The following is a 24,176-nucleotide window of genomic DNA, read 5'->3' on the forward strand; positions in this document are numbered from 1 at the left end:
ACCTTAGTGATCTGAAGCACCCGAAATTCCAATACCAGTCATTGAACGCACATACTGCGCATCAAATGCTTTACGTTCTGCTTTGGCACGGGCCGAATTATCAGTCACCGAGAACAACCAGCAGCAAATGAACGACAACGGCATTGCAAAAATTGCTGGGCCATTAAACGGATTAATCGGTGTATCTGAGATTTTAAGTGTGTCTACCCACACGGCTTTAGACAGAATAATCAGGACCACCGCCGTCGTCAGGCCAACCACGCCACCAATCACGGCGCCACGTGTGGTTAAACCTTTCCAGAACATTGACAATACAAGCACCGGGAAGTTCGCACAGCACGCCACAGAGAAGGCCAAGCCAACCATGAAAGCAACGTTTTGTTTTTCAAACAAGATACCCAGAATCATAGCGAAGATTGCCAAGCCCAATGTTGCGATTTTTGACATACGCAATTCAGATTCTGGTGTGGTTTGACCTTTTTTGAATACGTTGGCATACAAGTCATGTGAAATTGCAGATGCACCCGACAAGGTCAAACCTGCCACTACAGCCAAAATGGTTGCAAAGGCAACAGCAGAGATAAAGCCCATGAACAGATCGCCACCGAGTGCATCACTCAAGTGAACCGCTGCCATGTTGTTTCCGCCGACCAATTCAAGCTTACCTGTTACTGCTGCTTTGGCAACATCAAGGAATTGCGGATTGTTCGAAACAAACAGAATCGCACCGAAACCAATAATAAACGTCAGCAAGTAGAAGTAGCCAATAAAGCCAGTCGCCACCACTACAGATTTACGCGCTTCTTTAGCATCTTTTACCGTAAAGAATCGCATCAAAATATGTGGCAGACCCGCTGTACCAAACATGAGCGCTAAGCCAAGAGAAATCGCATCAATTGGGTTGGCGGCCAGTTTCCCTGGTCCCATAATTTTTGCTGCCTCTTCCATGCTGATACTACGCACATTGGCATAAACATCGATGGCTTGGGTAAACATGTTACTGAAGCTAAATCCAACCGCTTTCATCACCATAAACGCCATGAAGGTTGCACCAGACAGCAACAGTACCGCTTTGATGATTTGTACCCATGTGGTCGCCAACATGCCGCCAAACATCACGTAGGCCATCATGAGTAAACCCACAATTACAACCGCAATGTTATAGTTCAAACCGAAAAGTAGTTTAATGAGCTGTCCTGCACCCACCATTTGCGCAATCAGATAAAACGCCACTACCACAAGCGAGCTAAAAGCTGCCAAGGTACGTACTGGTTTTTCTTCTAAACGAAATGACACCACATCAGATAAATTGTATTTACCCAAATTACGCAAACGCTCTGCGATCAAGAACAATACGATTGGCCAGCCCACCATGAAACCCAGTGAATAAAGTAAGCCATCGAAGCCTGAGCTAAAGACTAAAGCGGAAATTCCCAAGAACGATGCCGCAGACATGTAGTCACCGGCAATCGCCAAACCGTTTTGAAAACCTGAGATTCCGCCACCTGCCGTATAGAAATCTTTGGTGCTGGTGGTTTGTTTGGCTGCCCATTTGGTAATGAACAAGGTTGCACCGACAAACATCACAAACATGATAATTGCGTGCCAGTTGGTGGCCTGTTGCTGCGCTTCGCCCAAATCAGGCCCCGCAACTGCGAGGGTTGACATCAGCAAGCTGATTGCCATCAGTGCTGGCGCTTTAAATGAAGTCCATTTCATCTTAGTGCAGTCCTTTCTCATGAGTGATGTTCTCAACTTCTCTCAATGCAGCTTCATTGAGATGGTCAAGGCTGTTGTTGGCGATATACGAATACACACCGCACAAAACAAATGACAGAACAATAATGCCAAGACCAAGCGGGATACCCCAGGTGGTGACACCGCCACTAAAAGAGCTCATTAGAAACTCTTTGTTGTATCCAACCAACAGCATAAAGCCCACATAGACCACCAGCATAATGATGGTAAGAGTCCAACTGAGTGTGGCTTTTTTGCTGACCATTTTTTTAAATTTTGGATTCTGTAGAATTCTTTCTACCTGAACGTCATCCATAATCTGCTCCTTTTACCGCGGCCATCGTCGGACGCTTTTTGTAATCCTTTTTCTTCACGCTATAACGTTAGCAATGTTGTATGAGGTTCGTAACTTAGACTTTGGTCGCTAAATTTTAATCAACATGCAGGGCTTTAAAGTGGCTTAAGGTATGATAGGCCTGTGTTTTCATAGATTCGATCGCATGAACAGCTGGCTTATTATCGGCGGACTCGCCCTCTATATTTTAGTCTTATTTCTCTGCGCTTTTTTTGGTGAGCGGCATGCCAGCCGTTTAGGGCCTCGCGGACGAATGCTGCTGTTTAGCCTGACACTGGGCGTATATTGTTCATCTTGGACCTTTTACGGCGCCACGGGTGCCGCTGTGCGAGACGGTATTATTTTCCTGCCCATTTATCTGGGTCCCCTGATTTTTATCTGGTTTGGCTACGATATTTGGCGACGCCTAGGCCGTGTTCGCCAGCACCATGCTGTCTCATCGATTGCCGACTTTATTGCCGCACGTTACGGTAAAAGCGGGACCTTGGCTTCACTGGTGACCATTTTGGCGGTGATTGCGATTATTCCGTACTTGGCGTTGCAATTGCGTGCCGTGGCATTGAGTACTGCGGTGATTTTAGATCAGGCCACCGATCATTTGACTACGGCCACCAATAGCGTATTGCTCCTGACCGGCATATTGGCTTTGCTGGCCATGATGTTTGGTACACGGCAAATTGCCAATACCGAACAACATGGCGGTCTCATGCTGGCAGTCGCCTTTGAGTCATTTGTCAAACTGTTTGCCCTGCTGTGCGTGGCGGTTTTTTTTCTGATTGAATCACCCGCCAATATGCGACAAGTCAGTGAAGATGTCGCCAAAACCTTTCACAATGTACAGATGTTTGGTGTACCGGAAACCTTCTGGATTCAAACGCTACTTGCCGGACTGGCCATTATTTGTTTACCGCGGCAGTTTCATGTGGCGGTGGTCGAGTTACGTGACGAAAAACATATTCGCGGTGCGCGCCGCTGGTTTGCGGTGTATTTAATTTTAACCACCGTGGCAATTATTCCGATTGCCAGTTGGGCACTGCATGCATCACCTAATTTTTTAACTATTCCAGATGTGGCAGTACTGTCACTGCCATTAAGTTTTAATCAAGATTGGCTCAGCTTACTGGCATTTTTGGGAGGTTTTTCGGCATCAACCGGCATGCTTCTGGTATCGTCAGTGGCTTTGTCGATCATGCTCAGTAACGATCTGATCATGCCGGCGCTCTGGCGCCTAAATTTATTATCCAGACATGATAAACGCTTACCACAATTTTTAAAGCTCACCCGACGTATTTGTATTTTGGCTGTGATGCTACTCGGTTTTTTATTTTTCCACTTTTTTAATGATATCGATCAGCTTTCAGTCTTTGGTTTACTGGCCTTTAGTGCAGTAGCACAATTTGCGCCCTCACTTATTGGAGGTTTGTATTGGCGCGGTGGAAGCCGTCAAGGCGTATATGCCGGACTCATTGTCGGTTTTTTTATGTGGACCTATACTCTGCTGTTCCCGACAATTTTAAGAAGCCTTCCAGACGCCTATCAAGCCTTCGCGCATCAGGTGTTGGTATTTGGTCCTTTTCACTTAAACCTCTTGCGCCCTGAGGCTTTGCTTGGCTTCGAATCTTTTGCGCCACTGACTCACGGGGTGATCTGGTCATTGGGCCTCAACACCATTTTGTATGTCTGGATTTCCAAGATTTATCGCCCCAGTGTGGCAGAGCAGATTCAGGCGGAAAGTTTCTTTTACTACGAAACCAAGCCTTTACCATCGCATCACACCTCAACAGATATGAGCTATCTGCATCACGATGCGGCTCGGCTTAAAGTGGGTGATTTGATTACGCTAGCCAAACGCATTACCGGTGAAGGGCCGACACAACAGGCCTTCAAACAGTTTTGTGAGCAAAATGATGTACTGCTTAATCCCAACAGCGTCGCCAACGGCATGTGGTGGCGCTTCACCGAGCAGTATTTGGCGGGCACGATTGGGGCGGCATCTGCACGGACATTACTCACCACCGCCATGGTCAATAATGGACTGGCCTTGGGTCAGGTGGCCAATATTTTGGACCAAGCCTCGCAGTGGCAGCGCTTTAACCAGAATTTGCTCATGACCATGATCGATCATATGACCCAAGGCGTGAGCGTGGTCGATGAAAACATGTGTCTGGTGGCATGGAACAATCAATATTTAAAGCTGTTTGATTACCCGAAAGATCTGGTGTACGTCGGCTGTCCAATTGCCGATCTGATTCGTTATAACGCCGAACGCGGTGAATGCGGACCAGGCTCAATTGAAGAACATGTACGTAAGCGAATTCACTGGATGAAAGTGGGCAGCGCACATGAATTTGAACGGATTCGTAAAGATGGCCGTGTCATTCAAATGCGCGGTAATCCTATCGAAGGCGGTGGCTTTGTTACCACCTTTGCCGACATCACGGCGTTTCGTGAAAATGAAGCGATTTTGGAAGCACGGGTCAGTGATCGTACCCAACAGCTTGAAACCGCTTTGGCCGAACAACAGCTCGCACGTGAACAGGCCGATAAGGCCAATATGTCGAAAAGCCGCTTTATTGCTGCAGCCAGTCATGATCTGCTTCAGCCCATGCATGCGGCGCGTTTGTTTAGTACTGCATTGGAGCAAAGTGTGTCTCGTGAGGACGATCGTAAAACGCTCCAACAGCTTGATCGAGCGCTACATGGTGCCGAAAGCATGTTGTCGGCATTGCTCGATATTGCACGTCTTGAAGGCGGCTCATTACAGCCCAAACGACAGTCTTACCCACTGCATGATTTATTGAGCGATCTCGAACTGCAATTTAAGTCGATTGCAGCGCAGCGTAATATTCGCCTGAATGTCCACGATGCCAAATTCTGGATCGACACCGATCCACAGTGGATTCGTCGGATTATTCAAAACTTTGTCAGTAATGCCTTACGCTACACCGCCAAGGGCCGTGTGGTGGTGGGCGTGTTACGCCATAGCACCCGACCACAGCATATCCGTATAGGGGTATGGGATACAGGCCCAGGGATTGCAGAAGAACAGCGCATCAAACTGTTTCAAGAGTTTGAACGCTGCGGCCATACTTCGCCTTGGGGTGAACAAGGCCTAGGATTGGGTCTGGCGATTGTACAGCGTATGACCAGTTTGCTCGATCATCCGGTCGAGGTGTACTCCCAGATTGGTCAAGGCTCATGCTTTATCATTGAGGTACCTACCGTAGATGCGCCTAAAGTGATGGCACCGCAAGCACAGGCGATTCCCCTAAAAACCAAAGCTTACCGGATTTTATGTTTAGACAATGACGAAACCATTTTGGAGGGGATGAGTACGCTGTTGTCGAAATGGGGGTATGAAGTCTTTAAAGCCACAGAACCCGAACAGGCCTACGCCTTGATTCAACAGCATAATATTCAGGTCTGGTTGATCGATCAGCATCTGAACAACCAGCAACTCGGCCTCGACTTTATTTTGCAGCATCGACAAGATCAGGTTCCGGTTGCACTGATTACCGCAGACTCCGATCCCGAGCTGCCACAGCGACTCAAAGAGCTCAATGTGATGTTACTCAAAAAGCCACTTAAACCGGCCGGATTACGGGCATGGTTATCTGGCTTGAAAATTTCATCTCCAACTCGCTAAAACGCTTGGCTCTACCTACCCGCTTCAGGCCATTTTTTGCAAGAAATGACCTGAAGCCATGCCACATAGACGAATGGTTGGCAAAAGTGTTCAGATAGCGCGCTTTTTTTTGGCGATTGATTGATCAAATCCAGCAAAGTACGAGTGACTATGGCAAAGTCTGACCTTTTTGTAAATGAACACTGCCATAGTTAGTTACAATTCAATAATGATTTGAAAAATATAACTTTTATCATAAAAATAGCCACTATAAAACTTTAGTCTAATATCTATTGCATTCCAAAAAACTCATAACAGTGAAAAGCAGCCCACATCAACCCGATCGGTTGATCTCTTGCAGATATAAGAAAGGACATTCGTCATGATTACCTCAGATGATGCAGCTTCATTCGATCTACACAGTTCACAGCAATTTTATCGTGAATACAGTGCCAATGCCCTGTTACCCGATATCGATTGGGACGTTTTGTTTCCACACAGTAAACTCAAAGCAGAACACAAACAGGCCCTCGATACCATATACCGCAGTGTTGTGCCACTGGCCTTGCAAGTGTTTGATGAGTTACAGCTCGACGTGTTTGAACCGGCCATGTATCGCCCACAAGGGCTCGGATTATTTGAAAAACTTGCCCAAAAAGAAGAAGATCTGCTGCAACAGCTTGAATTAGAAGGCAACATGCTAGATGAAAAAATCCGCCATCAAATGTGGAGCATGTTACTTCGTGGCGGTGCGGTCTTGGTGTTTAAAGCATGGCTTGGACGAGTCAAACACGGTCATGAAGCACTGGATATGTCGCAGTTTGATGAACTATCGGATCTACTTTTTATCAAGACAGCACCTAAAAAGCTGGCCCAGCGCTTGAATGTCGACATGCGTGCCGAAGATGATCATATCTTTTTAATGTATGGCGACGATATCTTTCTGGATCGATTCAACAGCCTCGAAACGGCGGCCTTGTTTGTCGATTTAGGGGTATATGATGCCACTTTTTTGAGCCTGCGCGATGATCGCGTGGCCGAGTACCTCAAACAAAAAGGTTATGTGACTCAAGATCAAATCGATGAACTGCACTGTGCGCTCAATCCGCTGTACTGTGACAACATTACCACCAAGCAAGACTGTCTGGCTTAAATTTTTGGCCATAAAAAAACAGGGGATTTTCCCCTGTTTTTTACATATACACTTAAATAGTTAAAGTCTTTTGTCTTCAATATTTAGGGCATTAATCGCCAATACCGCTTGGGTACGATTTTGTACGCCCAGTTTACGGAAAATAGCGGTCACATGCGCCTTAATGGTCGCTTCTGAAACATCTAATTCATAGGCAATTTGCTTATTGAGCAAACCTTCAGCCACCATCATTAAAACGCGAAACTGCTGCGGCGTCAGCGACTGAATACGTTCGGCCAGCTCGGTTTCATCTGCAGCGCGCGGATCGAAACTTAAATTATTAGGTAAGTTGGGTGGCAACCAGATTTCACCTTCCAGCACATGGCGGATGGCTTCGCCAATATGACTTGGATGCGCAGATTTTGGAATATAGCCCATGGCACCATGAGCAATCGCACGCTGGATAATCGAGGTCTCTTCATGTGCAGACACCACAATAATCGGTAGCGACGGATATTGCGCACGCACATGCACCAGCGCAGAAAAGCCCGATGCACCCGGTAAGTTTAAATCCAGCAATACCAGATCTGGCTCTGCTCCACTTTCTAAGCGCTCGTAAAATTCATTGACTGCTGCAGTTTCATAAATTTGAGCTTGAGGCAGACTGTATCGCACCGCCTGAATTAGGGCATGGCGAAACAGAGGATGATCATCGACGATTAAAATATTCATAAGCGAAACGAGAGATCTCTGGCGCAGTATCTTGATTTTACTCATACTGCTGGCTTTAAGGATAGAACCATATTACCCAATTTTTATATAAAATGTCGGTTAAGCCGTTAGATTTCAGTTTTTTTTTCGTTTTTTCAAAATCGCTTAAAGCTTAGTGATTATTGTTATAATTTTATTAAAAATACTGAAGACCTTATCTTAAAGAAGAAAATAAAATAAATTCATAGGGTTAAAATAGCCTTTATACACCGATGAACGCGTGTGCCAATATAGAAGAAAAAACGATAAGGTTTCACAATTTGATTATTTTACCTGAGGCTGGAAATACCGATTAATAGGATCAATTGTTTTATTTGCTATTTAGGTTGATCATGCCACAACATTCAAATACTCAAAAACCACTCAATATTGTTGCCGTTTCTGGCGGTTTAAATCATCCATCTAAAACTGAAGCACTGGTTCAAGAAATTCTAAATGAGCTGGCCGATGCAACCCCGATTCAGGTGCATTTTATTAAGTTTAGCGAAATCGGTCATTTGCTTGGCGGTGCGATTTACCGTAACCAGCTTCCGCAGCGCGTGCAAGACGATCTCGCCAAGGTTGAAGCAGCCGATGCCTTGATTGTAGGTACGCCGGTATACCGTGCATCTTTTACTGGCCTGTTCAAGCATTTTTTTGATTTCGTTGAACAAACCGCGCTGGTCGATGTCCCTGTTTTGCTGGCAGCCTCAGGTGGTAGTGACCGCCATGCTCTCGTACTTGAACATCAGCTACGCCCATTGTTTAGCTTTTTCCAAGCGCAAACACTGCCAATTGGCGTCTACGCCACCGATCGCGACTTTGCGAAAGACTATAGCATTCAAAGCGATTTACTTCGTGACCGCATTACCTTGGCTGTGGCACGTGCACTGCCTATTTTGGAATGGGCACCTGCCAAAGGCCAGCGCGCCGAGGTGGTCAAAGACAAAACAGCTCAGGCCAACCAAAATCTGGGCATCAACAAACAAATCGAGCAGGACGAAGTTTTGCCATCGGCTGCGGTTCCCAATCTGGACGCTGCCGAATCTCGCTTGCATCCTAAAAATTTAAAAAGCAACGTGGCCTAAGCCGTACCGTTTATGAGAAGGAGTTTTGCCATGAGTCAATCAACTGCACCCATCAAATTTGCGTACTGGGTCCCCAATGTCAGTGGTGGACTCGTGGTCAGCAATATCGAACAACGAACTGACTGGAGCTACGAATACAACATTAAACTGGCTCAGGCCGCAGAAGCAAATGGCTTTGAATATGCCCTGACTCAAATTCGCTTTACTGCAGGCTACGGCGCAGAGTATCAGCATGAATCGGTGAGCTTTAGTCATGCCTTATTGGCCAAAACCGAAAAGCTTAAAGTAATTGCGGCCATATTACCCGGCCCATGGAAACCCGTACTGGCAGCCAAACAACTGGCGACCATTGATTATCTTACACAGGGGCGTATTGCCATCAATGTGGTGAGTGGCTGGTTTAAAGGTGAGTTTGATGCCATTGGCGAGCCATGGCCCGAGCACGATCAGCGCTATGCACGCTCGGAGGAATTTATCCGCAGCCTAAAGGGCATTTGGACACAAGACAATTTTAGTTTTGACGGCAACTACTATCAGTTTCAAAACTATACCTTAAAGCCAAAACCGCTACAGCAACCGCATATCGAAGTCTTTCAAGGAGGCAGCTCACGGGCAGCACGTGACATGGCCTCTCGGGTATCGGACTGGTATTTTACCAACGGCAATAGCGTCGAGGAAATTCAAAAACAAGTACACGATATTCGCAGCAAAGCCAAGGCCAACCAGCATCAGGTTAAAATTGGAGTAAATGCCTTTATTATTGCCCGAGATACAGAACAAGAAGCGCAAGCCGTATTACAGTCAATTATTGATCAGGCCAATACCGAAGCGGTACATGCCTTTGGCGATGCCACACGTCAGGCGGGAGCTGCCAGCCCCGAAGGTGAAGGAAACTGGGCCAAGTCGACCTTCGAAGATTTAGTGCAGTATAACGATGGCTTTAAAACCAATCTGATTGGAACACCGCAGCAAATCGCAGAACGGATTGTTGCCTTGAAACATGTGGGGGTTGATCTGATTTTGTCTGGGTTTTTACATTTTATCGAAGAAGTCGAGTATTTCGGACAGCATGTGTTGCCACTGGTACGCGAACTGGAGCAGCAGCAGGAAATCACTGCCAAATCTGCTTAAGGAGAAATTATAATAATAACGTGGTGGTACATACATCTTTACCCTGAGACTCGGCTCGGGGTATTTTTTTATTTTAAAAATGCTGTAACGCAATCATTCGTCAAATCACAATAACTCATGAGATAACGAAGCCCAACAATTTTACCTCAATCTGACATGGTATCGAGGGATATTCCCATTTAAGCTAAAAACATCGCATCATCAAAACGAGAATAAACCATGAAACAAGCGTTGCTGATCATTGATGTACAAAATGACTATTTTGAAGGTGGTGCAATGACACTGGTGGGCCCAGACCAAGCGCTCAGCCAGATTAATCGTCTTGAGACATACTTCGTCGAACAGAATTTACCGGTTATTTATATTCAGCATATCAACCCGCCAGAAGCCACTTTTTTTCGTCCCAATACATCTGGAGTCGAGTTACATGCCGGGCTCAAGCGCCAAGCTCATGCGATTGTCATTCCAAAAAACAAACCGAACAGTTTTTTAAATACCTCACTAGAAGACACCTTAAAAACCTTGGAGATTGAACAGTTGGTCATTACCGGCATGATGACGCACATGTGTATCGACTCCAGTACCCGTGCCGCAGCGGAGCGTGGCTATCAGCCGATTTTAATTGCCGATGCAACAGCAACACGCGATTTAACCTTTGAGAGTCACACCACACCCGCCGATGCCGTACAACATGCATTTTTGAGTGCACTCACCACCTTTGCCGATGTTCAAAGCACCGCGGCTTTTTTACAAGCGCACGCTGCAACCTGAGATTCAATACCAAAGGTCATGGTTAGGAATAAAAACTAGGATGCGGAACTTTGCCAGTTAATACCCACTCCCCGACCTCTTGATATTTGTAATCGATTGGATCATGCAAGGTTTGGGTTCTTACATTTCGCCAGAAGCGATCCAGATTCAGCGCTGCTGTAGTCGCTCTGGCACCCATCACCTGAAACATATCTTGTGTGAGCATCAGACTCGTGCGAGTCGCTGCAATTTTCGCTGTGGCCACGGCCACCGATACCTCACCCCGTTGCTGAGCACTCAAGTCTGGCCCTTCGTTCCACGCGTTTTGTAAGAGCGTACGGGCTTTGTTGGTCAGTAAGCGGACACTTTCAAGTTGCACGTAAAATTCGGCAAAATGCTTTTGAATATAGGGGTCATCTACACTTTGCGTTGCGCTTGACGTGGCCCATGCTTTTTGATGTTGCACCGCCTGATGTGCGACTTTAAAAGCGCCCTCTGCGACGCCCAAAAACAAATGCACAAAAATCAGCTGCGCAATTAAAGGCCTTAGGCTCGAATACGGTGTACTCAGTGGCCCGGGGTTGAGCAGTAATTCATGCTTTAAAATCTTGACCTGTTCAAAATGAGTGGTGCCGCTGTCGGTCTGGCGCTGTCCCATGTTATTCCAGTCGCCTAAAAAACGAATACCGTCACGTTGCGTGGGCACTACCGCAATCAGCAGTTTATCCTCTTGGGTATAACCCGAACAAAGCAGCATGTCTGAATCGATTGAACCCGAACAAAAGCTTTTTTCACCCTGAAAAATAAAAGTATCGTCGTTGAGCTGTTGCACCTGCGTACGCCGATCTAGCGGATTCAGTGCATTGCCCCAAAAGAGCTGTTGCTGAGCGGTCTGGCGAAACCAGCTCTCATACTGCTCGGGCTGGGTAAAAAGCTGAACCGTGGCAATCAGTAAGTGGTGGAAACCATAGACATGCGCCAGAGAACTATCGACCTGTGCAATCAGTTGAATGGTCTTAAAAATTGTTTCCCAGTCGGCTCCCTGCCCACCATATGCTTTGGGAATTGAAAGCGAGAGTAGTCCGCTAGCCCGAATCAAATCACGCTCAATTTTGGCCGTGCCCCCTTGCTTGTCCCGTACGGCTGCGGTTTTCTCAAACGCTGCCGCCAAGCTTTGAGCTTGTGCCAAGGGATCAAATGTCTGTGCAAAATAAGGTTGATTCATGCGCAAATCCGAAGGACCAAAACAAGGTCTAAGCCTAGCAAATCTCTGCCCACTGCTTTATGCAAATTTAGGCATAGCTTTGCTCAAAACAATAAAATAAAAACACCTCCTGCTCACTTAAGCAGGAGATGCTGTCAGCACTTAAGTGGCTGCTTTCGACGCTGGGTATACCGTATGAATCAGATGTTCAACCACGGCGGGATCTGCCAAGGTGGAGGTATCGCCCAAGCTGTCTAGCTCATTTGCCGCAATTTTTCTTAAAATGCGCCGCATGATCTTTCCAGAACGGGTTTTGGGCAAAGCAGGTGCCCAGTGCAGCGCGTCTGGGGTAGCAATCGGTCCCAGTATTTTTCGCACCCACTGTACCAGCTCTTGACGTAATTCTTCAGACTCTTCCACACCTGCCTGTAGCGTCACAAAGGTACAAATGCCTTGCCCTTTAATGTCATGCGGCATACCCACCACCGCAGCCTCAGCCACATGCGGATGCGCAACCAGTGCACTTTCGATCTCGGCTGTACCCAAGCGGTGCCCCGAAATATTCAACACATCATCGACTCGTCCGGTAATCCAGTAATAACCGTCTTCATCACGACGTGCACCATCGCCGGTAAAGTAACGCCCGGGAAAGGTCGAGAAATAAGCTTCAATGAACCGTTTCGGATCGCCCCAGATGGTTCGCATCTGTCCTGGCCAAGCATCTTTAATCACAAGATTGCCTTCGGCAGCACCTTCAATTTCATGTCCGTCACCATCTACCAGTGCAGGTTGCACACCAAAAAATGGACGTGTAGCCGAGCCCGGTTTTAGGTCGGTTGCACCCGGAAGTGGTGCAATCAAAATTCCGCCAGTTTCGGTTTGCCACCAAGTATCAACCACCGGACAGCGTCCCTCTCCCACCACGTTGTAATACCATGACCACGCTTCCGGATTAATCGGCTCACCCACCGTGCCCAGCAGTCGTAAACTGCTCCGATCACTTTCACGTACATAGGCATCGCCTTCACGCATCATGGAGCGTATTGCCGTTGGGGCAGTATATAAAATGGTGACCTTGTGCTTATCGATAATATGTCCAATTCTGGCCCACGTCGGATATTGCGGTACACCTTCAAACATCAGCGTACTGGTACCATTCGACAGTGGCCCGTAAATCAGGTAACTGTGCCCCGTGATCCAGCCCACATCGGCAGTACACCAATACACATCATCTTGCTTGATATCAAAAACTTCTCTGAATGTGGTGGTGGCGTACACCAAGTAGCCACCTGTGGTATGCAGAACACCTTTGGGTTTACCCGTCGAGCCGGAGGTATACAAAATAAATAACGGATCTTCTGCATTCATGGGTTCGGGTGGACACACATCATTCACTTCGGTAATCACCACGTGATACCAAAGATCACGCCCCTCTTGAAAGCGAACCAGATTACCTGTGCGATGAACCACGATCACATGCTCAACCGACTCGGTTCCCTTAACTTTTAGGGCTTCATCGACACTTTCTTTTAATGGCAGTAACTTACCGCCACGCATACCGGCATCGGCAGTGATCACCAGTTTAGCCTGACAATCTTCTATCCTGCTGGCGAGCGAATCGGGTGAAAAACCACCAAATACCACACAATGCACCGCACCAATCCGTGCACAGGCCAACATGGCGATCGCCGCTTCAGACACCATTGGCATATACAACACCACACGGTCGCCCTTTTCGATGCCATATTTTTTTAGCACGTTGGCAAAACGGCACACCTCTTCATACAGCTCTTTGAAAGAAATAATTTTATGCCGTGATGGATGATCGCCTTCCCAAATGATGGCAGGCTTGTGCGGATGTGTTTTAAGATGTCGATCCAGACAGTTGGCACATACATTTAATTGCCCGTCGGCAAACCATTCGATTTTAAAATCATCGGCCGCGTAATTGGTATTTTTAACTTGTGTAAATGGCTTAATCCAATCGACATTGCGGGCTTCTTCTGCCCAGAATCCATCAGGGTCATCGATTGATTGCTGATAGCGCGCCAAATAATCGGCTTCAATGGTTCGGGCTGTTTTTTTAAACTCTTCTGGTACTGGATAGATTTCATTCATAGTATCACTTCCTTGATTTTTAGGCCCCATCACGAGGCTTTTTTAACCGACACTGTGTTTGATCTTTTTTTGTTGTTGCTGAAGCAGTATCCACACACGTGGTTGGGCCTGACAATACGCATTTGGTCGTATATTTTTCAACCTATCAGATTCGAAACAATTTAAACACCCAAAGACTCAACATTTTTTGTATGTTGGTTGTAGTATTTCTTGAAGACATTCATACGATTGCCTGTATCCGCATCCATCTTGACGTTTCAGGCAGCGCTTCAACAGGAGGATGATATGCATTCTACCTCAACCGATCATTCCGACTGGTCATCACACCCTGCACGCCGTAACGATCACCCCTTCTCGACTCGAGGACGCTTTAATCGTTTAAGCTACTTGGGCTGGTATGGTTTCTTTAATTTGTTACCCATTGCATTGCTGTTATTGCTTCACTTCGGCTTAGGTGTAATTCGTCTTGATTTTGGAACACTGTACGATCATGGGTTAGCATTATGGCTCGATGGCTCGGGGTGGTTGCTGCTCGCTGGCACGTTGTTATTTATCTATCTTCATCTGCTCCTTATCATTCGACGCTTACACGACACCAATCATTCTGGCTGGTGGAGCCTGCTGTTTTTACTGCCCGTGATTCAATGGATTCTATTGCTGTATTTACTGATCGCGCCGGGTTCATCTGGGGTAAATGATTATGGTCCACCCCGACCTTCTCATTTTTTAGAAAAGCTGATGGGATGGTTGGTCGTGCTGATGTTTGTGATGAGTATTTTGGTTTTTGGACAAGCCATGCACTTTATGATGAGTACTGGCAATATCGATTTACAGCATTTAATGCTTCAGTCACACACTGGTTATTTCTAAACAAAATATGTGAAAGGTTGAGCGAATATACAGTTCATACTACACTTTCGCATTACTTTTCTCTTAACTTTTATCACATCAGGAATTCGAGTGTCTGAAGAAAATAAACTAGATCAGGTCGCATCAGATACAGCGATGCTATTGCAACAAGCGGGGCAAAAAACCACTCAATCCGTTCTACAGCATACCGAGAAATACCATGAAACTTATACTGCAATTGATAAAATTGTAGATAGTTTTTGGGAGCGTATTCCTTATTTATGTATCGCGCTTGTCGTATTTTTAGTTTTCTGGTTGTTGACCAAGGTCTTTAAACTATTCGTTGATAAAACCCTGACTAATCGTAGTTATACCCGTCAAAATTTGGTCTTGGTTCTGAATCGTGTTGGATCTGTCCTCATCTTGTTTATCGGTTTTCTGATTGCACTGGTGATTGCGATTCCGGGATTCACACCAGGTCAGCTCATGAGCGCACTCGGTATCGGTTCGGTGGCAATTGGTTTTGCATTTAAAGATATTTTCCAAAACCTGTTATCTGGCGTACTGATTTTACTGGGTGAACCGTTTCGTATTGGCGATGACATTGTTGTCAACGGAATGGAAGGTACAGTTGAAGATATCCAGATTCGCGCAACCTTTATTCGTTCCTACGATGGGCGCCGCATTGTGATCCCAAATGCCACGGTATACACCAGTGCCATTACCGTGAATACCGCCTATCAGCGCCGTCGCTGTGAATTTGTGGTCGGCATCGGTTATGACGACGATGAACAACAAGCCAAAAGCATTATTTTGAATATTTTGGACAATAATCGTAATGTCCTCAGCCAGCCTGCATTTAGTGTGAATGTGACAGCACTGGCCGATTTTTCGGTCAACCTCACGGTGCGTTGGTGGATTGATACCACTGAAACCAATATTTCAGCCTCAGTGAGTGAGATTCAGACTGAGGTGAAACGTGCTTTTAATCAGGAAGGTATTAATATTCCTTACCCGGTACAAGAAGTAAAAGTACATAAAGAGTCGACCGCAGCATTGCCACATACTGCCTCAACGCCTACCGACTCAGCTAAACAGTCGACCTAACACGTAAGATACTGCGGTTTCGGTTCGCAAAATACGGCTGCCTAACTGATACGTCTGGCAGCCGTTTTTTTGCATCAGTTCGACTTCATATGAAATAAAGCCACCCTCGGGGCCAATAATGAGTGAACAGCCGTGTGAAATATTGATAGGCATGGTTTGTGCGCTATACGGATGCGCCACGTAGGCTGGACGTTCTGGTTGAATCATGCCCGGTAAAATATCTTCTACAAACGGTTTGAAGCGTTTGTAGAGCTGAATGTCTGGAGCAACTGTATCGCCGGCCTGTTCTAGCCCCAGTTGTACATAATCATCAAGCTGCTGTAAAAATGGCGTTTGCCAGTAACTCTTATCCACCCGATAGCTGTGAATCAGGCAAATTCGCTCAACACCAAGTGTCACACTGTCCATGATTAAACGGCGCAGCACTTTGGGGCGTGGCAGTGCCACAATAAGCGTGACTGGAAGTTTTTTAGGACACGCTTCTTGCTGTAGCGGCATTACCTCAATAGATTGCGCTGTAATTGTCATCACTCGGGTGAGGTAGCGTGCCTGCCCCAGTATCCCGACTTTGAGCGTATCTCCCACTTGCAAGTTCAGTTGCTCGCGCAAATGCATGACCTGACGCGGTTCATGAATTTGCCATGGCCCAGAGAGATTTTCTTGTGGTGGAATCAAGACCAGATTCATGTGATATATCCATCGAGCAGCGCAATATGGCGATCCAGCGCTCCCTGATTACGGGCTAAAATGGTTTGCGCATGCTGAGCACGTGCCGCGGCTTGGGCAGATGCGTTGGCATAGCTGAGTAAATACTCGACTGCCTGAAGCGCATCTAGAGCAACATCAATCGCTGCTGCCTCAACAAACTCATCTACAATGGTTTGAAAATTGAAATAACGTGGCCCAATCACCACCGGACAATCCAGTGCCATAGGTTCTAAAATATTATGACCACCGCCGGGCGTATTGAGTGATCCCCCAACAAAAGCAACCTGTGCCAGTGCATACCACAACCACAACTCTCCCATACTATCGGCCAGATAAACCTGCGTCTCGGGCATGATAGATTCGGCAAGACTGCGCCGTGAGGTATTTAAGCCCAGATCCTGACTTACACGGAACACCTCATCAAAACGTTCGGGATGGCGTGGCACTACAATACAAAGTAGCGCAGGATCATGATTTAGATGCGTTTTAAGGGCAGTCAAAAGCTGCTGTTCTTCGGGTGCATGAGTACTGGCAAGCACCATTATTTTACGTGTGCCGAGTTGCCACTGCTGCACTAGAGATGCCGCTTGCAACCCTACCGCTTCGGGTGCACGAATATCAAATTTGATATTTCCCACCACTTGGGATTTATCTGCGGCTAGACCCAGCGCAATATAACGCTGCTGGGTATTTTGGTCTTGCGCCAGTAATGTGCTCAGATTGTTCAACATCCCTCGGGTAAGACCCGCCACACGGGCATAACCCCGTGCGGATTTTTCCGACAGGCGCGCATTGATTAAGACTCGGGCTATTCCATGTTGTGCGGCCTGATCAATCAAATTGGGCCACAGCTCAGTTTCGACCAAGATTAGTATTTTAGGCTGATAACGCGCAAAAAATTCACGCAGTAAATGCACCTGATCGACTGGTAGATAAACTGCTTGAAAACGATCCTGATAGGGCGGTTTTAAAAAAAGCGTCTTGGCACGTGCTTGACCCGTTTTGGTGGTATTGGTGACCAACACCGGATGACCCGCTTGAAGATAATGTTCGATGAGTGGCTGTGCTGCATTGGTCTCACCGACTGAGACTGCATGAAACCAGATGGCATGACGATGTTGAGGAGGCTGAAATGGACCAAAACGTTCATAACATTCTTGCTGGTATGTTGCGTCACTCTGGGCACGTTTACGGATTCGCCAACGATACAAAGGTTTGAGTAAAACCAAGGCCGCGTTGTACCACAATGGAGTCGCCAATACATCTGTCTCAATACATATTCGATGGGCAGAATATAGCAGAGCGCCATACATTTGTTAATGTATGGCGCTCTGAATAACTCACGCAAATTTAGGCGTCAAGCGTCGATTCACGTAGCGTAGGATAGTCAGTATAACCTTCTGCACCTTTGGCATACAAAGTTTCTGGATTGACATCATTCAGCGGTGCATGGTTGATTAGTCGCGTGTACAAATCAGGATTCGCGATATACGCTTTACCAAAAGATACGGCATCGGCATCGCCATTGGCCAATATACGACGCGCAGAATCTGGCGTTAGGCTTTCATTGGCAATCCATACACCACTAAATTGTTTACGCAATTCAGGCCCGATACTGTCTGCGGCTTCATATTCACGCGAAAATACAAAGGCAATTTCTCGCTCACTGAGCTGACGCATAACATAACCGAAGGTTTCAAGTGGGTTGGCATCGCCCATATCGTGCGAATCACCGCGAGGGGCAATATGTACACCAACACGTCCAGCACCCCAAACTGCAATGAATTCATCGACAATCTGCAACAGTAAACGTGCACGATTTTCGAGTGAACCACCGTATTGATCATCACGCTGATTGGTTTGCGATTGTAAGAATTGATCGACTAAATAACCATTGGCAGCATGTAATTCTACGCCGTCAAAACCAGCCAGTTTGGCCATTTCAGCCGCATGTCGGTACTGTTGAACAATCTCGTCAATTTCTTCGAGCGATAATGCGCGCGGTGTCACATAAGGACGTTTCGGACGCAATAGGCTGACATGTCCTTCTGGCTGAATCGCGCTCGGTGCAACCGGGAGATCACCATCAAGAAACTGAGGATCTGAGATCCGGCCCACATGCCAAAGCTGCGCCACGATTTTGGCGCCTTGTGCATGAACCGCCTGAATAATGGGTTGCCAAGCATGTGCTTGTTCTTCTGTCCAAAGTCCTGGTGTATCTTCATAACCGACGGCTTTAGGAGAAATCACCGTGGCTTCCGTCAAGATTAGACCTGCATTGGCACGCTGCTGATAATACTCTTTCATCAGCGCATTTGGCACTCGGCTTTCCCCACTGCGCGAGCGAGTCAGCGGCGCCATCACCAAACGGTTTTTTAATTCAAAATCACCAACTTTTAACGGAGAACTTAGTTCAGCCATCACAACCTCAGCTTACGCTCGATTAAAGCGTTTCTTTTAAATGATCGAGATATTGCTGAATCAACGCTTCGTTGCGCGAAAAATAAGACCACTGGCCATATTTCTCTACCGTAATGAGACCTGCCTGTTGTAAAACAGACAAATGATTAGACATGGTCGATTGTGACACATTGCCTAATCGCTCAATTTGCCCGGCACAAACACCCCGCTCAAAATTGCCGCATTCTTCTGCGGCCCAGTATTTTGTTGGATGCTTGAGCCATTCCAAAATCTGACGACGAGTCGGATTGGCGAGGGCTTTAAAAATTACATCGGTATCCATAAGCAAAGCTCAAAGATTAGGGCGCAAAGCGTTGTTCAACACCATACTTTACATTGTATCGCATAATTACGATATTAATATCTATTTTTATAAATATTAATATCGATTTTCATAGATATATTGTAAGCACAGGTAAACACGCTTTGCGGATGTTTACAATTACAAGCCTTGTTTCAAACTGGCTTCGATAAATTTATCCAGATCGCCGTCGAGTACAGCACCTGTATTTGAATTTTCGACACCAGTACGCAAGTCTTTAATACGTGAGTCATCCAGTACATAGGAGCGAATCTGGCTACCCCAGCCGATATCAGACTTCGAGTCTTCAAGGGCTTGCGCAGCTTCATTACGCTTTTGCATTTCAAGTTCGTACAATTTTGCACGTAACTGTTTCCATGCATGGTCCCGGTTCGCATGCTGAGAACGCTGGTTCTGACAAGCCACCACAATCCCTGTCGGCGCGTGAGTCAAACGAACGGCAGAATCGGTTTTGTTAATGTGCTGTCCACCAGCACCCGATGCACGGTATGTATCGGTACGTACATCGGCCGGATTGATTTCAATTTCAATATTGTCATCAATTTCAGGTGAAACGAATACAGCACTAAACGAGGTATGACGACGGTTGCCACTGTCAAATGGCGACTTACGCACCAGACGATGTACACCAGACTCGGTACGTAACCAACCATATGCATATTCGCCTTCGACTCGGATAGTGGCCGACTTAATGCCCGCTACATCACCATCTGATTCTTCCATCAATTCAGCTTTAAAGCCATGACGCTCGATCCAGCGCATGTACATACGCAGTAACATGGAAGCCCAGTCTTGTGCCTCGGTACCACCCGAACCTGCCTGAATCTCGACATAACATGGGTTCGGGTCCATCGGATTGCTAAACATCCGGCGGAATTCGAGTTTAGCCAGCGCCTCCTCTGCCGCCACAAGCTCTGCATCAACATCTTCGAGCAGACTTTCGTCATCAGCTTCAACGGCAAGATCCAGCATTGCTTTAGCATCGTCGAGCTGATTGGCAAGACCATCTAAAACGTTCAGAACGTTTTCAAGCTCACCTTTTTCTTTGGCCATGGCTTGAGCACGGCTTTGGTCGTTCCAGATCGCCGGATCTTCAAGCTCGCGTAAAACTTCTTCTAGACGTTCTTTTTTTAGATCGTAGTCAAAGATACCCCCGTAGTGTTTGACTACGTTCGGTTAAATCTTTTAATTGGTTCAAATACGGATTAATTTCCACGCCACAATTCCCACATTACATTCATTTATTTCGCTGTCTAGTTTAACACAGCCCGCTTCGAGAGAGAAAAACTGCGTTTTAGTCCTATAAAGAAACCCCGATTTGTTTGAAATCTAATCCCTATAAAGCGTTATGAATTTGTTTTTACAACATTAATCTAATCTTCATTATGCAGGTCTAAACTGGTGCGTTTTAAATACAATTGGTCACAATATTGATGATTAATTGTGCATATTCGTGATAACTTCACAAAACCCTCTAGCTTTTAATAAAACAAAACATTTCATATTTATTATTTAATATCAAAAACTTAAAAATACTTAATTACACGAATTCCACATTATTACCGTTCGGTTACGTTGGCCTAATTGACGCACTCAAATTTTTCACTAGACTGAAAGTTGTAACAAAACATTAATTATTATTTTTTGGAGGGGAGATTTTCCATGAAAAAGTTAACACTGGCATCGGCACTCTTATCTTCACTCGCGTTGGTTGGCACTGCGCATGCATACCAGGCTGAGGTAGGCGGATCACTTGATTACCTAGACCCAGACAACAGCAGCAGTGTGACTAAATTTGGTGTAGATGGCACCTACTATTTTAATCCTGTTCAAACACGTAATTCTCCATTGGCTGAGGCTGCGTTTTTAGACCGCGCAAGTAATGTAAGCGCACAAGTTAAATATGGCGACAACAGCGGCACCAAAGATACCCAATACGGTGTAGGCGCTGAATACTACGTCCCGAATACCGATTTTTATGTAAGCGGTAATGTGGCACGTCAAGAACTTGAATACGACAATATTAATGCTGAACGTAAGAAAACAACATATGGCGCTGAAGTGGGTTATTTGCCAGCACCTGGTTTGTTAGTGGCGTTGGGTGTTAAAGGTTATGATGTCAAAGGCGGAAACGATGGTGCAGACCCAACGATTCGTGCCAAGTATGTCACTCAAGTTGGTCAACATGACGTAAACCTTGAAGCCTACGGCGGCTTTGGTGATCTTGACGAATTTAGCGTACGCGGCGACTACTATCTCGATAAAACACTTAGTGTAGGTGTAGATTATTATAATGATGACACACTAGACAAAGATGAATGGGGCATCAATGCCAAGAAATTCTTAAGTCAGCAAGTGAGTGTAGAAGGTCGTGTTGGTTTTGGCGACAACTACAATACCTATGGCGTTCGTGCAGCGTATCGCTTCTAAGCAATCGGTTTAGACGTATAAAAAAACTGCTCCAAGGAGCAGTTTTTTTATGTCTGATCTAAATGTAGGATACGAAGCTGCAAATTCACACTGCCGTTAAATTCGTTTCGATCTAACTCATAGACTAAATTGACAAACGGTATACTCGGATCAAATTCGAATTGATGTGCCGCATTAAAGGCAATCGCATCTACGGTTCCGTACTGATCCAGCGAGAGCTTTAGCTTTAAATGAAGTTCTTTGAGCCAGCGATAATCGAGCACCTGAAAGCGGCCCTCAAACTGTGGATAAGGAAATTTTTGTCCCCACGGACCTAAACGCTCAATCCAGTTTAAAGTATCGAGCTGGTGTGCAGACATCGGTAAAACGCCATCTGTCCAGAGGACCGCGTCCAGTAAAGATTCATCCATCTGAGCAACATACTGGGTAAAAATACGTTTAAACTCATCGAAATACTGTTTTTTCAGCGTTAAACCCGCCGCCGCCGCATGTCCACCAAAATGACTGACCAAATGCGGATATTGCTCAGCCACCTGCTCAATGGTATCGCGAATGTGAATACCATCGATGGAACGTGCAGAGCCCTTGATGTGCTCGCCATCGGTATCGGGTGCAAACACAATGGTTGGTCGATGAAACTGCTCTTTTAAACGCCCTGCAACAATACCAATCACGCCTTGATGCCAACTCTCTTCGAACAACACCAGCGCTGGTGGAATTTGTGTTTCATTGAGTTGAAGTGTTTCCAGATAGCCCAGTGCCTGCTGCTTCATTTCAGTTTCGACTTGACGGCGCTCTAGATTGAGCCGATTAAGTTGCTCTGCAATTGGATAAGCCGTTTTGAAATCTGGCGCCATCAGGCATTCAATTCCAATATTCATACTGTCCATCCGACCAGCAGCATTGATACGAGGCCCAAGCACAAAACCTAAATCCTGTGCTTTAAGCGTTGCAGCGTCACGCTTAGCAATCTCGAGCAAGGCTAAAATACCCGGCCGACACTGCTGTTGCTGAATACGCTTGAGTCCTGCATCGACCAAAATCCGGTTGTTGTAATCTAGCGTCGCGACATCGGCATACGTGCCCAGCGCCACCAAATCCAGATATTGACTGATTTTGCAGCTCGATTTTTGTTGCTGCTGACGTAAAGTACACAAATGCGCAAGTAAATAAAATGCCACGCCCACACCGGCCAAGGCTTTACTTGGAAAGGCACACTCAAGCTGATTGGGATTGACCACCGCTTCGGCATCGGGTGGCTGTTTGGTGGTGAGGTGATGATCGGTAATAATCACCTGCATGCCTAATGCCTGCGCGCGCGCTACTCCAGCATGACTGGATATTCCGTTGTCTACAGTAATCAGTAAATCTGGTGCGAAAGTGGTTTCGGCCAGATCTGCAATTGCAGGCGTCAGCCCATAACCGTATTTAAAACGATCCGGTACGATATAATCGACATGGGCGCCCAACGCTTTGAGCACCAAACACATCAATGCCGTGCTGGTCGCACCGTCTGCATCGTAATCGCCCACAATCACAATATGCTCATGCCGATCAATCGCTGCATCGATTAACGCTGTTGCAGTGGCCAAATCTTTGAGTTCTGGCTTGAGCAAATGCCGTAACTTTAAATCCAGTTCCTGTTCGGACTGCACACCGCGTCGCGCCAAAATCTGTGCAAGAAATTCAGGCACCGCCTGAAAAGATTCTGGCGGCGTGAGTAAAGGGCGCTGCTTGATCTGAACGAAGTTCATTAAGGCATTAATCGTTGCATGATCCATTGATCATCATGCTTGTCATAGCTAATTCGATCGTGCATCCGATTACGTCGACCCTGCCAGAACTCATAGTGATCTGGCTGTACCCGATAACCGCCCCAGAAGGCTGGCTTTTCAATCTCGGCCTGATCTTGCACCTGCTCATGAAATGCCTTAAAGCGCTGTTCAAGCAATTCACGGCTTGCAATCACCCCACTTTGCGGCGTACTTAAATGTGCTGCAATCTGGCTATCGCGTGGGCGTTTATGATAATACGCCGTCGACTCAGCCTCTGGAATCTTGACCACACTGCCACTGACACGGATCTGGCGCTCAAGACTCGGCCAGTAAAACAGTAATTCAGCAAAGGCTGATTCGGCCAAATCAAGCCCTTTTTGGCTATCGTAGTTGGTATAAAAGTCATACCCCTGTTCAGTCGCACCACGGAGTAAAACCGTTCGAACGTGCGGCCGACCAGCACGGTTACACGTCGCCAGTGACATGGCATAGGGTTCCAGGAAATTCTCTTGCAAGGCATGGTTAAACCACTGTAAAAACTGGCCATGTGGATTTGGATCCACTTGACCCTCAACTAACTGCCCTTTTTCGTAACTCAAACGCAGCTCACTCAGATCTTTAATGGTATCTGTCAT

General features: G+C 46.4%; 20 protein-coding genes. 8 read left to right on the forward strand and 12 right to left on the reverse strand.

Annotated features, from left to right (window positions below):
• Positions 1 to 3 precede the first annotated feature (3 nt).
• On the reverse strand, positions 4 to 1,719 hold the full coding sequence (locus QLG00_RS06000) for a cation acetate symporter (RefSeq protein ID WP_025095590.1): 1,716 nt from the start codon (positions 1,717 to 1,719) through the stop codon (positions 4 to 6).
• 1 nt (position 1,720) lies between these two features.
• Positions 1,721 to 2,053, reverse strand: coding sequence for a DUF485 domain-containing protein (locus QLG00_RS06005; protein WP_004934001.1), 333 nt, complete (start codon positions 2,051 to 2,053; stop codon positions 1,721 to 1,723).
• A gap of 184 nt (positions 2,054 to 2,237) precedes the next feature.
• Between QLG00_RS06005 and QLG00_RS06010 the strand changes: the two genes are divergently transcribed.
• Complete coding sequence (locus QLG00_RS06010; protein ID WP_004944835.1) at positions 2,238 to 5,738, forward strand: PAS domain-containing hybrid sensor histidine kinase/response regulator; 3,501 nt, start codon at positions 2,238 to 2,240, stop codon at positions 5,736 to 5,738.
• A 361-nt stretch (positions 5,739 to 6,099) separates the two neighbouring features.
• Positions 6,100 to 6,870 carry a hypothetical protein gene (locus tag QLG00_RS06015; protein ID WP_282470663.1) on the forward strand — a complete coding sequence of 257 codons (771 nt, stop codon included), beginning with the start codon at positions 6,100 to 6,102 and terminating at the stop codon, positions 6,868 to 6,870.
• 60 nt (positions 6,871 to 6,930) lie between these two features.
• Here the strand turns inward: QLG00_RS06015 and QLG00_RS06020 are convergent, their stop codons facing one another.
• The gene (locus QLG00_RS06020) at positions 6,931 to 7,581 is read right to left on the reverse strand and encodes a response regulator transcription factor (protein WP_004933991.1); all 651 of its coding nucleotides are present in this window, start codon (positions 7,579 to 7,581) and stop codon (positions 6,931 to 6,933) included.
• Between the two features lie 371 nt (positions 7,582 to 7,952).
• On the opposite strand from QLG00_RS06020, the gene msuE reads away from it, so the two are divergent.
• The 3 genes from msuE to QLG00_RS06035 all read left to right on the forward strand — a co-directional run bounded on the left by msuE (position 7,953) and on the right by QLG00_RS06035 (position 10,589).
• A complete protein-coding gene (gene msuE, locus QLG00_RS06025; protein ID WP_004944832.1) occupies positions 7,953 to 8,687 on the forward strand; it encodes an FMN reductase in 735 nt (244 codons plus the stop codon).
• 30 nt (positions 8,688 to 8,717) lie between these two features.
• A complete protein-coding gene (sfnG, locus tag QLG00_RS06030) occupies positions 8,718 to 9,818 on the forward strand; it encodes a dimethylsulfone monooxygenase SfnG (protein ID WP_282470664.1) in 1,101 nt (366 codons plus the stop codon).
• A gap of 219 nt (positions 9,819 to 10,037) precedes the next feature.
• Positions 10,038 to 10,589 carry a cysteine hydrolase family protein gene (locus QLG00_RS06035; RefSeq protein ID WP_282470665.1) on the forward strand — a complete coding sequence of 184 codons (552 nt, stop codon included), beginning with the start codon at positions 10,038 to 10,040 and terminating at the stop codon, positions 10,587 to 10,589.
• Between the two features lie 22 nt (positions 10,590 to 10,611).
• Here QLG00_RS06035 and QLG00_RS06040 read toward each other — a convergent pair whose 3' ends face one another.
• Both QLG00_RS06040 and acs read right to left on the reverse strand, forming a co-directional pair.
• Positions 10,612 to 11,793, reverse strand: coding sequence for an acyl-CoA dehydrogenase family protein (locus QLG00_RS06040; RefSeq protein ID WP_282470666.1), 1,182 nt, complete (start codon positions 11,791 to 11,793; stop codon positions 10,612 to 10,614).
• Positions 11,794 to 11,934: 141 nt separating this feature from the next.
• A complete protein-coding gene (acs, locus tag QLG00_RS06045; protein ID WP_282470667.1) occupies positions 11,935 to 13,890 on the reverse strand; it encodes an acetate--CoA ligase in 1,956 nt (651 codons plus the stop codon).
• Positions 13,891 to 14,175: 285 nt separating this feature from the next.
• On the opposite strand from acs, the gene QLG00_RS06050 reads away from it, so the two are divergent.
• Both QLG00_RS06050 and QLG00_RS06055 read left to right on the forward strand, forming a co-directional pair.
• Positions 14,176 to 14,760, forward strand: coding sequence for a DUF805 domain-containing protein (locus QLG00_RS06050; RefSeq protein WP_282470668.1), 585 nt, complete (start codon positions 14,176 to 14,178; stop codon positions 14,758 to 14,760).
• Between the two features lie 135 nt (positions 14,761 to 14,895).
• On the forward strand, positions 14,896 to 15,846 hold the full coding sequence (locus QLG00_RS06055) for a mechanosensitive ion channel family protein (protein WP_228267716.1): 951 nt from the start codon (positions 14,896 to 14,898) through the stop codon (positions 15,844 to 15,846).
• On the opposite strand, the gene QLG00_RS06060 is transcribed toward QLG00_RS06055, so the two are convergent.
• The 5 genes from QLG00_RS06060 to prfB form a co-directional block, all read right to left on the reverse strand.
• Complete coding sequence (locus QLG00_RS06060; protein ID WP_282470669.1) at positions 15,826 to 16,533, reverse strand: 16S rRNA (uracil(1498)-N(3))-methyltransferase; 708 nt, start codon at positions 16,531 to 16,533, stop codon at positions 15,826 to 15,828. The genes QLG00_RS06055 and QLG00_RS06060 overlap by 21 nt on opposite strands.
• Complete coding sequence (locus tag QLG00_RS06065) at positions 16,530 to 17,813, reverse strand: 3-deoxy-D-manno-octulosonic acid transferase (protein WP_282470670.1); 1,284 nt, start codon at positions 17,811 to 17,813, stop codon at positions 16,530 to 16,532. Before QLG00_RS06065 ends, QLG00_RS06060 begins: the two co-directional genes overlap by 4 nt.
• Before the next feature lie 91 nt (positions 17,814 to 17,904).
• A complete protein-coding gene (locus QLG00_RS06070; RefSeq protein WP_151746063.1) occupies positions 17,905 to 18,975 on the reverse strand; it encodes an alkene reductase in 1,071 nt (356 codons plus the stop codon).
• A 22-nt stretch (positions 18,976 to 18,997) separates the two neighbouring features.
• Positions 18,998 to 19,297 carry a metalloregulator ArsR/SmtB family transcription factor gene (locus tag QLG00_RS06075; protein ID WP_004933957.1) on the reverse strand — a complete coding sequence of 100 codons (300 nt, stop codon included), beginning with the start codon at positions 19,295 to 19,297 and terminating at the stop codon, positions 18,998 to 19,000.
• Positions 19,298 to 19,456: 159 nt separating this feature from the next.
• Positions 19,457 to 20,552, reverse strand: a protein-coding gene (gene prfB, locus QLG00_RS06080; protein ID WP_119690053.1) for a peptide chain release factor 2 whose coding sequence is annotated in 2 segments (ribosomal slippage) — positions 19,457 to 20,479 and positions 20,481 to 20,552 — 1,095 coding nt in all. Because the reading frame shifts where the segments join, the coding sequence is not laid out codon by codon here.
• A gap of 446 nt (positions 20,553 to 20,998) precedes the next feature.
• Between prfB and QLG00_RS06085 the strand changes: the two genes are divergently transcribed.
• Positions 20,999 to 21,766 (forward strand): putative porin, encoded by a 768-nt coding sequence (locus QLG00_RS06085; RefSeq protein WP_004933950.1) that lies wholly within the window; start codon positions 20,999 to 21,001, stop codon positions 21,764 to 21,766.
• A gap of 47 nt (positions 21,767 to 21,813) precedes the next feature.
• Here QLG00_RS06085 and recJ read toward each other — a convergent pair whose 3' ends face one another.
• Positions 21,814 to 23,520, reverse strand: coding sequence for a single-stranded-DNA-specific exonuclease RecJ (gene recJ / locus QLG00_RS06090; RefSeq protein ID WP_088458624.1), 1,707 nt, complete (start codon positions 23,518 to 23,520; stop codon positions 21,814 to 21,816).
• Positions 23,520 to 24,176 carry a pyridoxamine 5'-phosphate oxidase gene (gene pdxH / locus QLG00_RS06095; RefSeq protein ID WP_282470671.1) on the reverse strand — a complete coding sequence of 219 codons (657 nt, stop codon included), beginning with the start codon at positions 24,174 to 24,176 and terminating at the stop codon, positions 23,520 to 23,522. Before pdxH ends, recJ begins: the two co-directional genes overlap by 1 nt.

Origin of the sequence: Acinetobacter sp. V89_7 (assembly GCF_029967895.1) — a bacterium.
Classification (GTDB): Bacteria; Pseudomonadota; Gammaproteobacteria; order Pseudomonadales; family Moraxellaceae; genus Acinetobacter; species Acinetobacter soli.

Bases quoted from the DNA above. Each gene is read 5' to 3' on its own strand.
- QLG00_RS06000 (WP_025095590.1), bottom strand. From the start codon at position 1,719: ATGAAATGGACTTCATTTAAAGCGCCAGCACTGATGGCAATCAGCTTG.
- QLG00_RS06005 (WP_004934001.1), bottom strand. From the start codon at position 2,053: ATGGATGACGTTCAGGTAGAAAGAATTCTACAGAATCCAAAATTTAAA.
- QLG00_RS06010 (WP_004944835.1), top strand. From the start codon at position 2,238: ATGAACAGCTGGCTTATTATCGGCGGACTCGCCCTCTATATTTTAGTC.
- QLG00_RS06015 (WP_282470663.1), top strand. From the start codon at position 6,100: ATGATTACCTCAGATGATGCAGCTTCATTCGATCTACACAGTTCACAG.
- QLG00_RS06020 (WP_004933991.1), bottom strand. From the start codon at position 7,581: ATGAATATTTTAATCGTCGATGATCATCCTCTGTTTCGCCATGCCCTA.
- msuE (WP_004944832.1), top strand. From the start codon at position 7,953: ATGCCACAACATTCAAATACTCAAAAACCACTCAATATTGTTGCCGTT.
- sfnG (WP_282470664.1), top strand. From the start codon at position 8,718: ATGAGTCAATCAACTGCACCCATCAAATTTGCGTACTGGGTCCCCAAT.
- QLG00_RS06035 (WP_282470665.1), top strand. From the start codon at position 10,038: ATGAAACAAGCGTTGCTGATCATTGATGTACAAAATGACTATTTTGAA.
- QLG00_RS06040 (WP_282470666.1), bottom strand. From the start codon at position 11,793: ATGAATCAACCTTATTTTGCACAGACATTTGATCCCTTGGCACAAGCT.
- acs (WP_282470667.1), bottom strand. From the start codon at position 13,890: ATGAATGAAATCTATCCAGTACCAGAAGAGTTTAAAAAAACAGCCCGA.
- QLG00_RS06050 (WP_282470668.1), top strand. From the start codon at position 14,176: ATGCATTCTACCTCAACCGATCATTCCGACTGGTCATCACACCCTGCA.
- QLG00_RS06055 (WP_228267716.1), top strand. From the start codon at position 14,896: ATGCTATTGCAACAAGCGGGGCAAAAAACCACTCAATCCGTTCTACAG.
- QLG00_RS06060 (WP_282470669.1), bottom strand. From the start codon at position 16,533: ATGAATCTGGTCTTGATTCCACCACAAGAAAATCTCTCTGGGCCATGG.
- QLG00_RS06070 (WP_151746063.1), bottom strand. From the start codon at position 18,975: ATGGCTGAACTAAGTTCTCCGTTAAAAGTTGGTGATTTTGAATTAAAA.
- QLG00_RS06075 (WP_004933957.1), bottom strand. From the start codon at position 19,297: ATGGATACCGATGTAATTTTTAAAGCCCTCGCCAATCCGACTCGTCGT.
- QLG00_RS06085 (WP_004933950.1), top strand. From the start codon at position 20,999: ATGAAAAAGTTAACACTGGCATCGGCACTCTTATCTTCACTCGCGTTG.
- recJ (WP_088458624.1), bottom strand. From the start codon at position 23,520: ATGAACTTCGTTCAGATCAAGCAGCGCCCTTTACTCACGCCGCCAGAA.
- pdxH (WP_282470671.1), bottom strand. From the start codon at position 24,176: ATGACAGATACCATTAAAGATCTGAGTGAGCTGCGTTTGAGTTACGAA.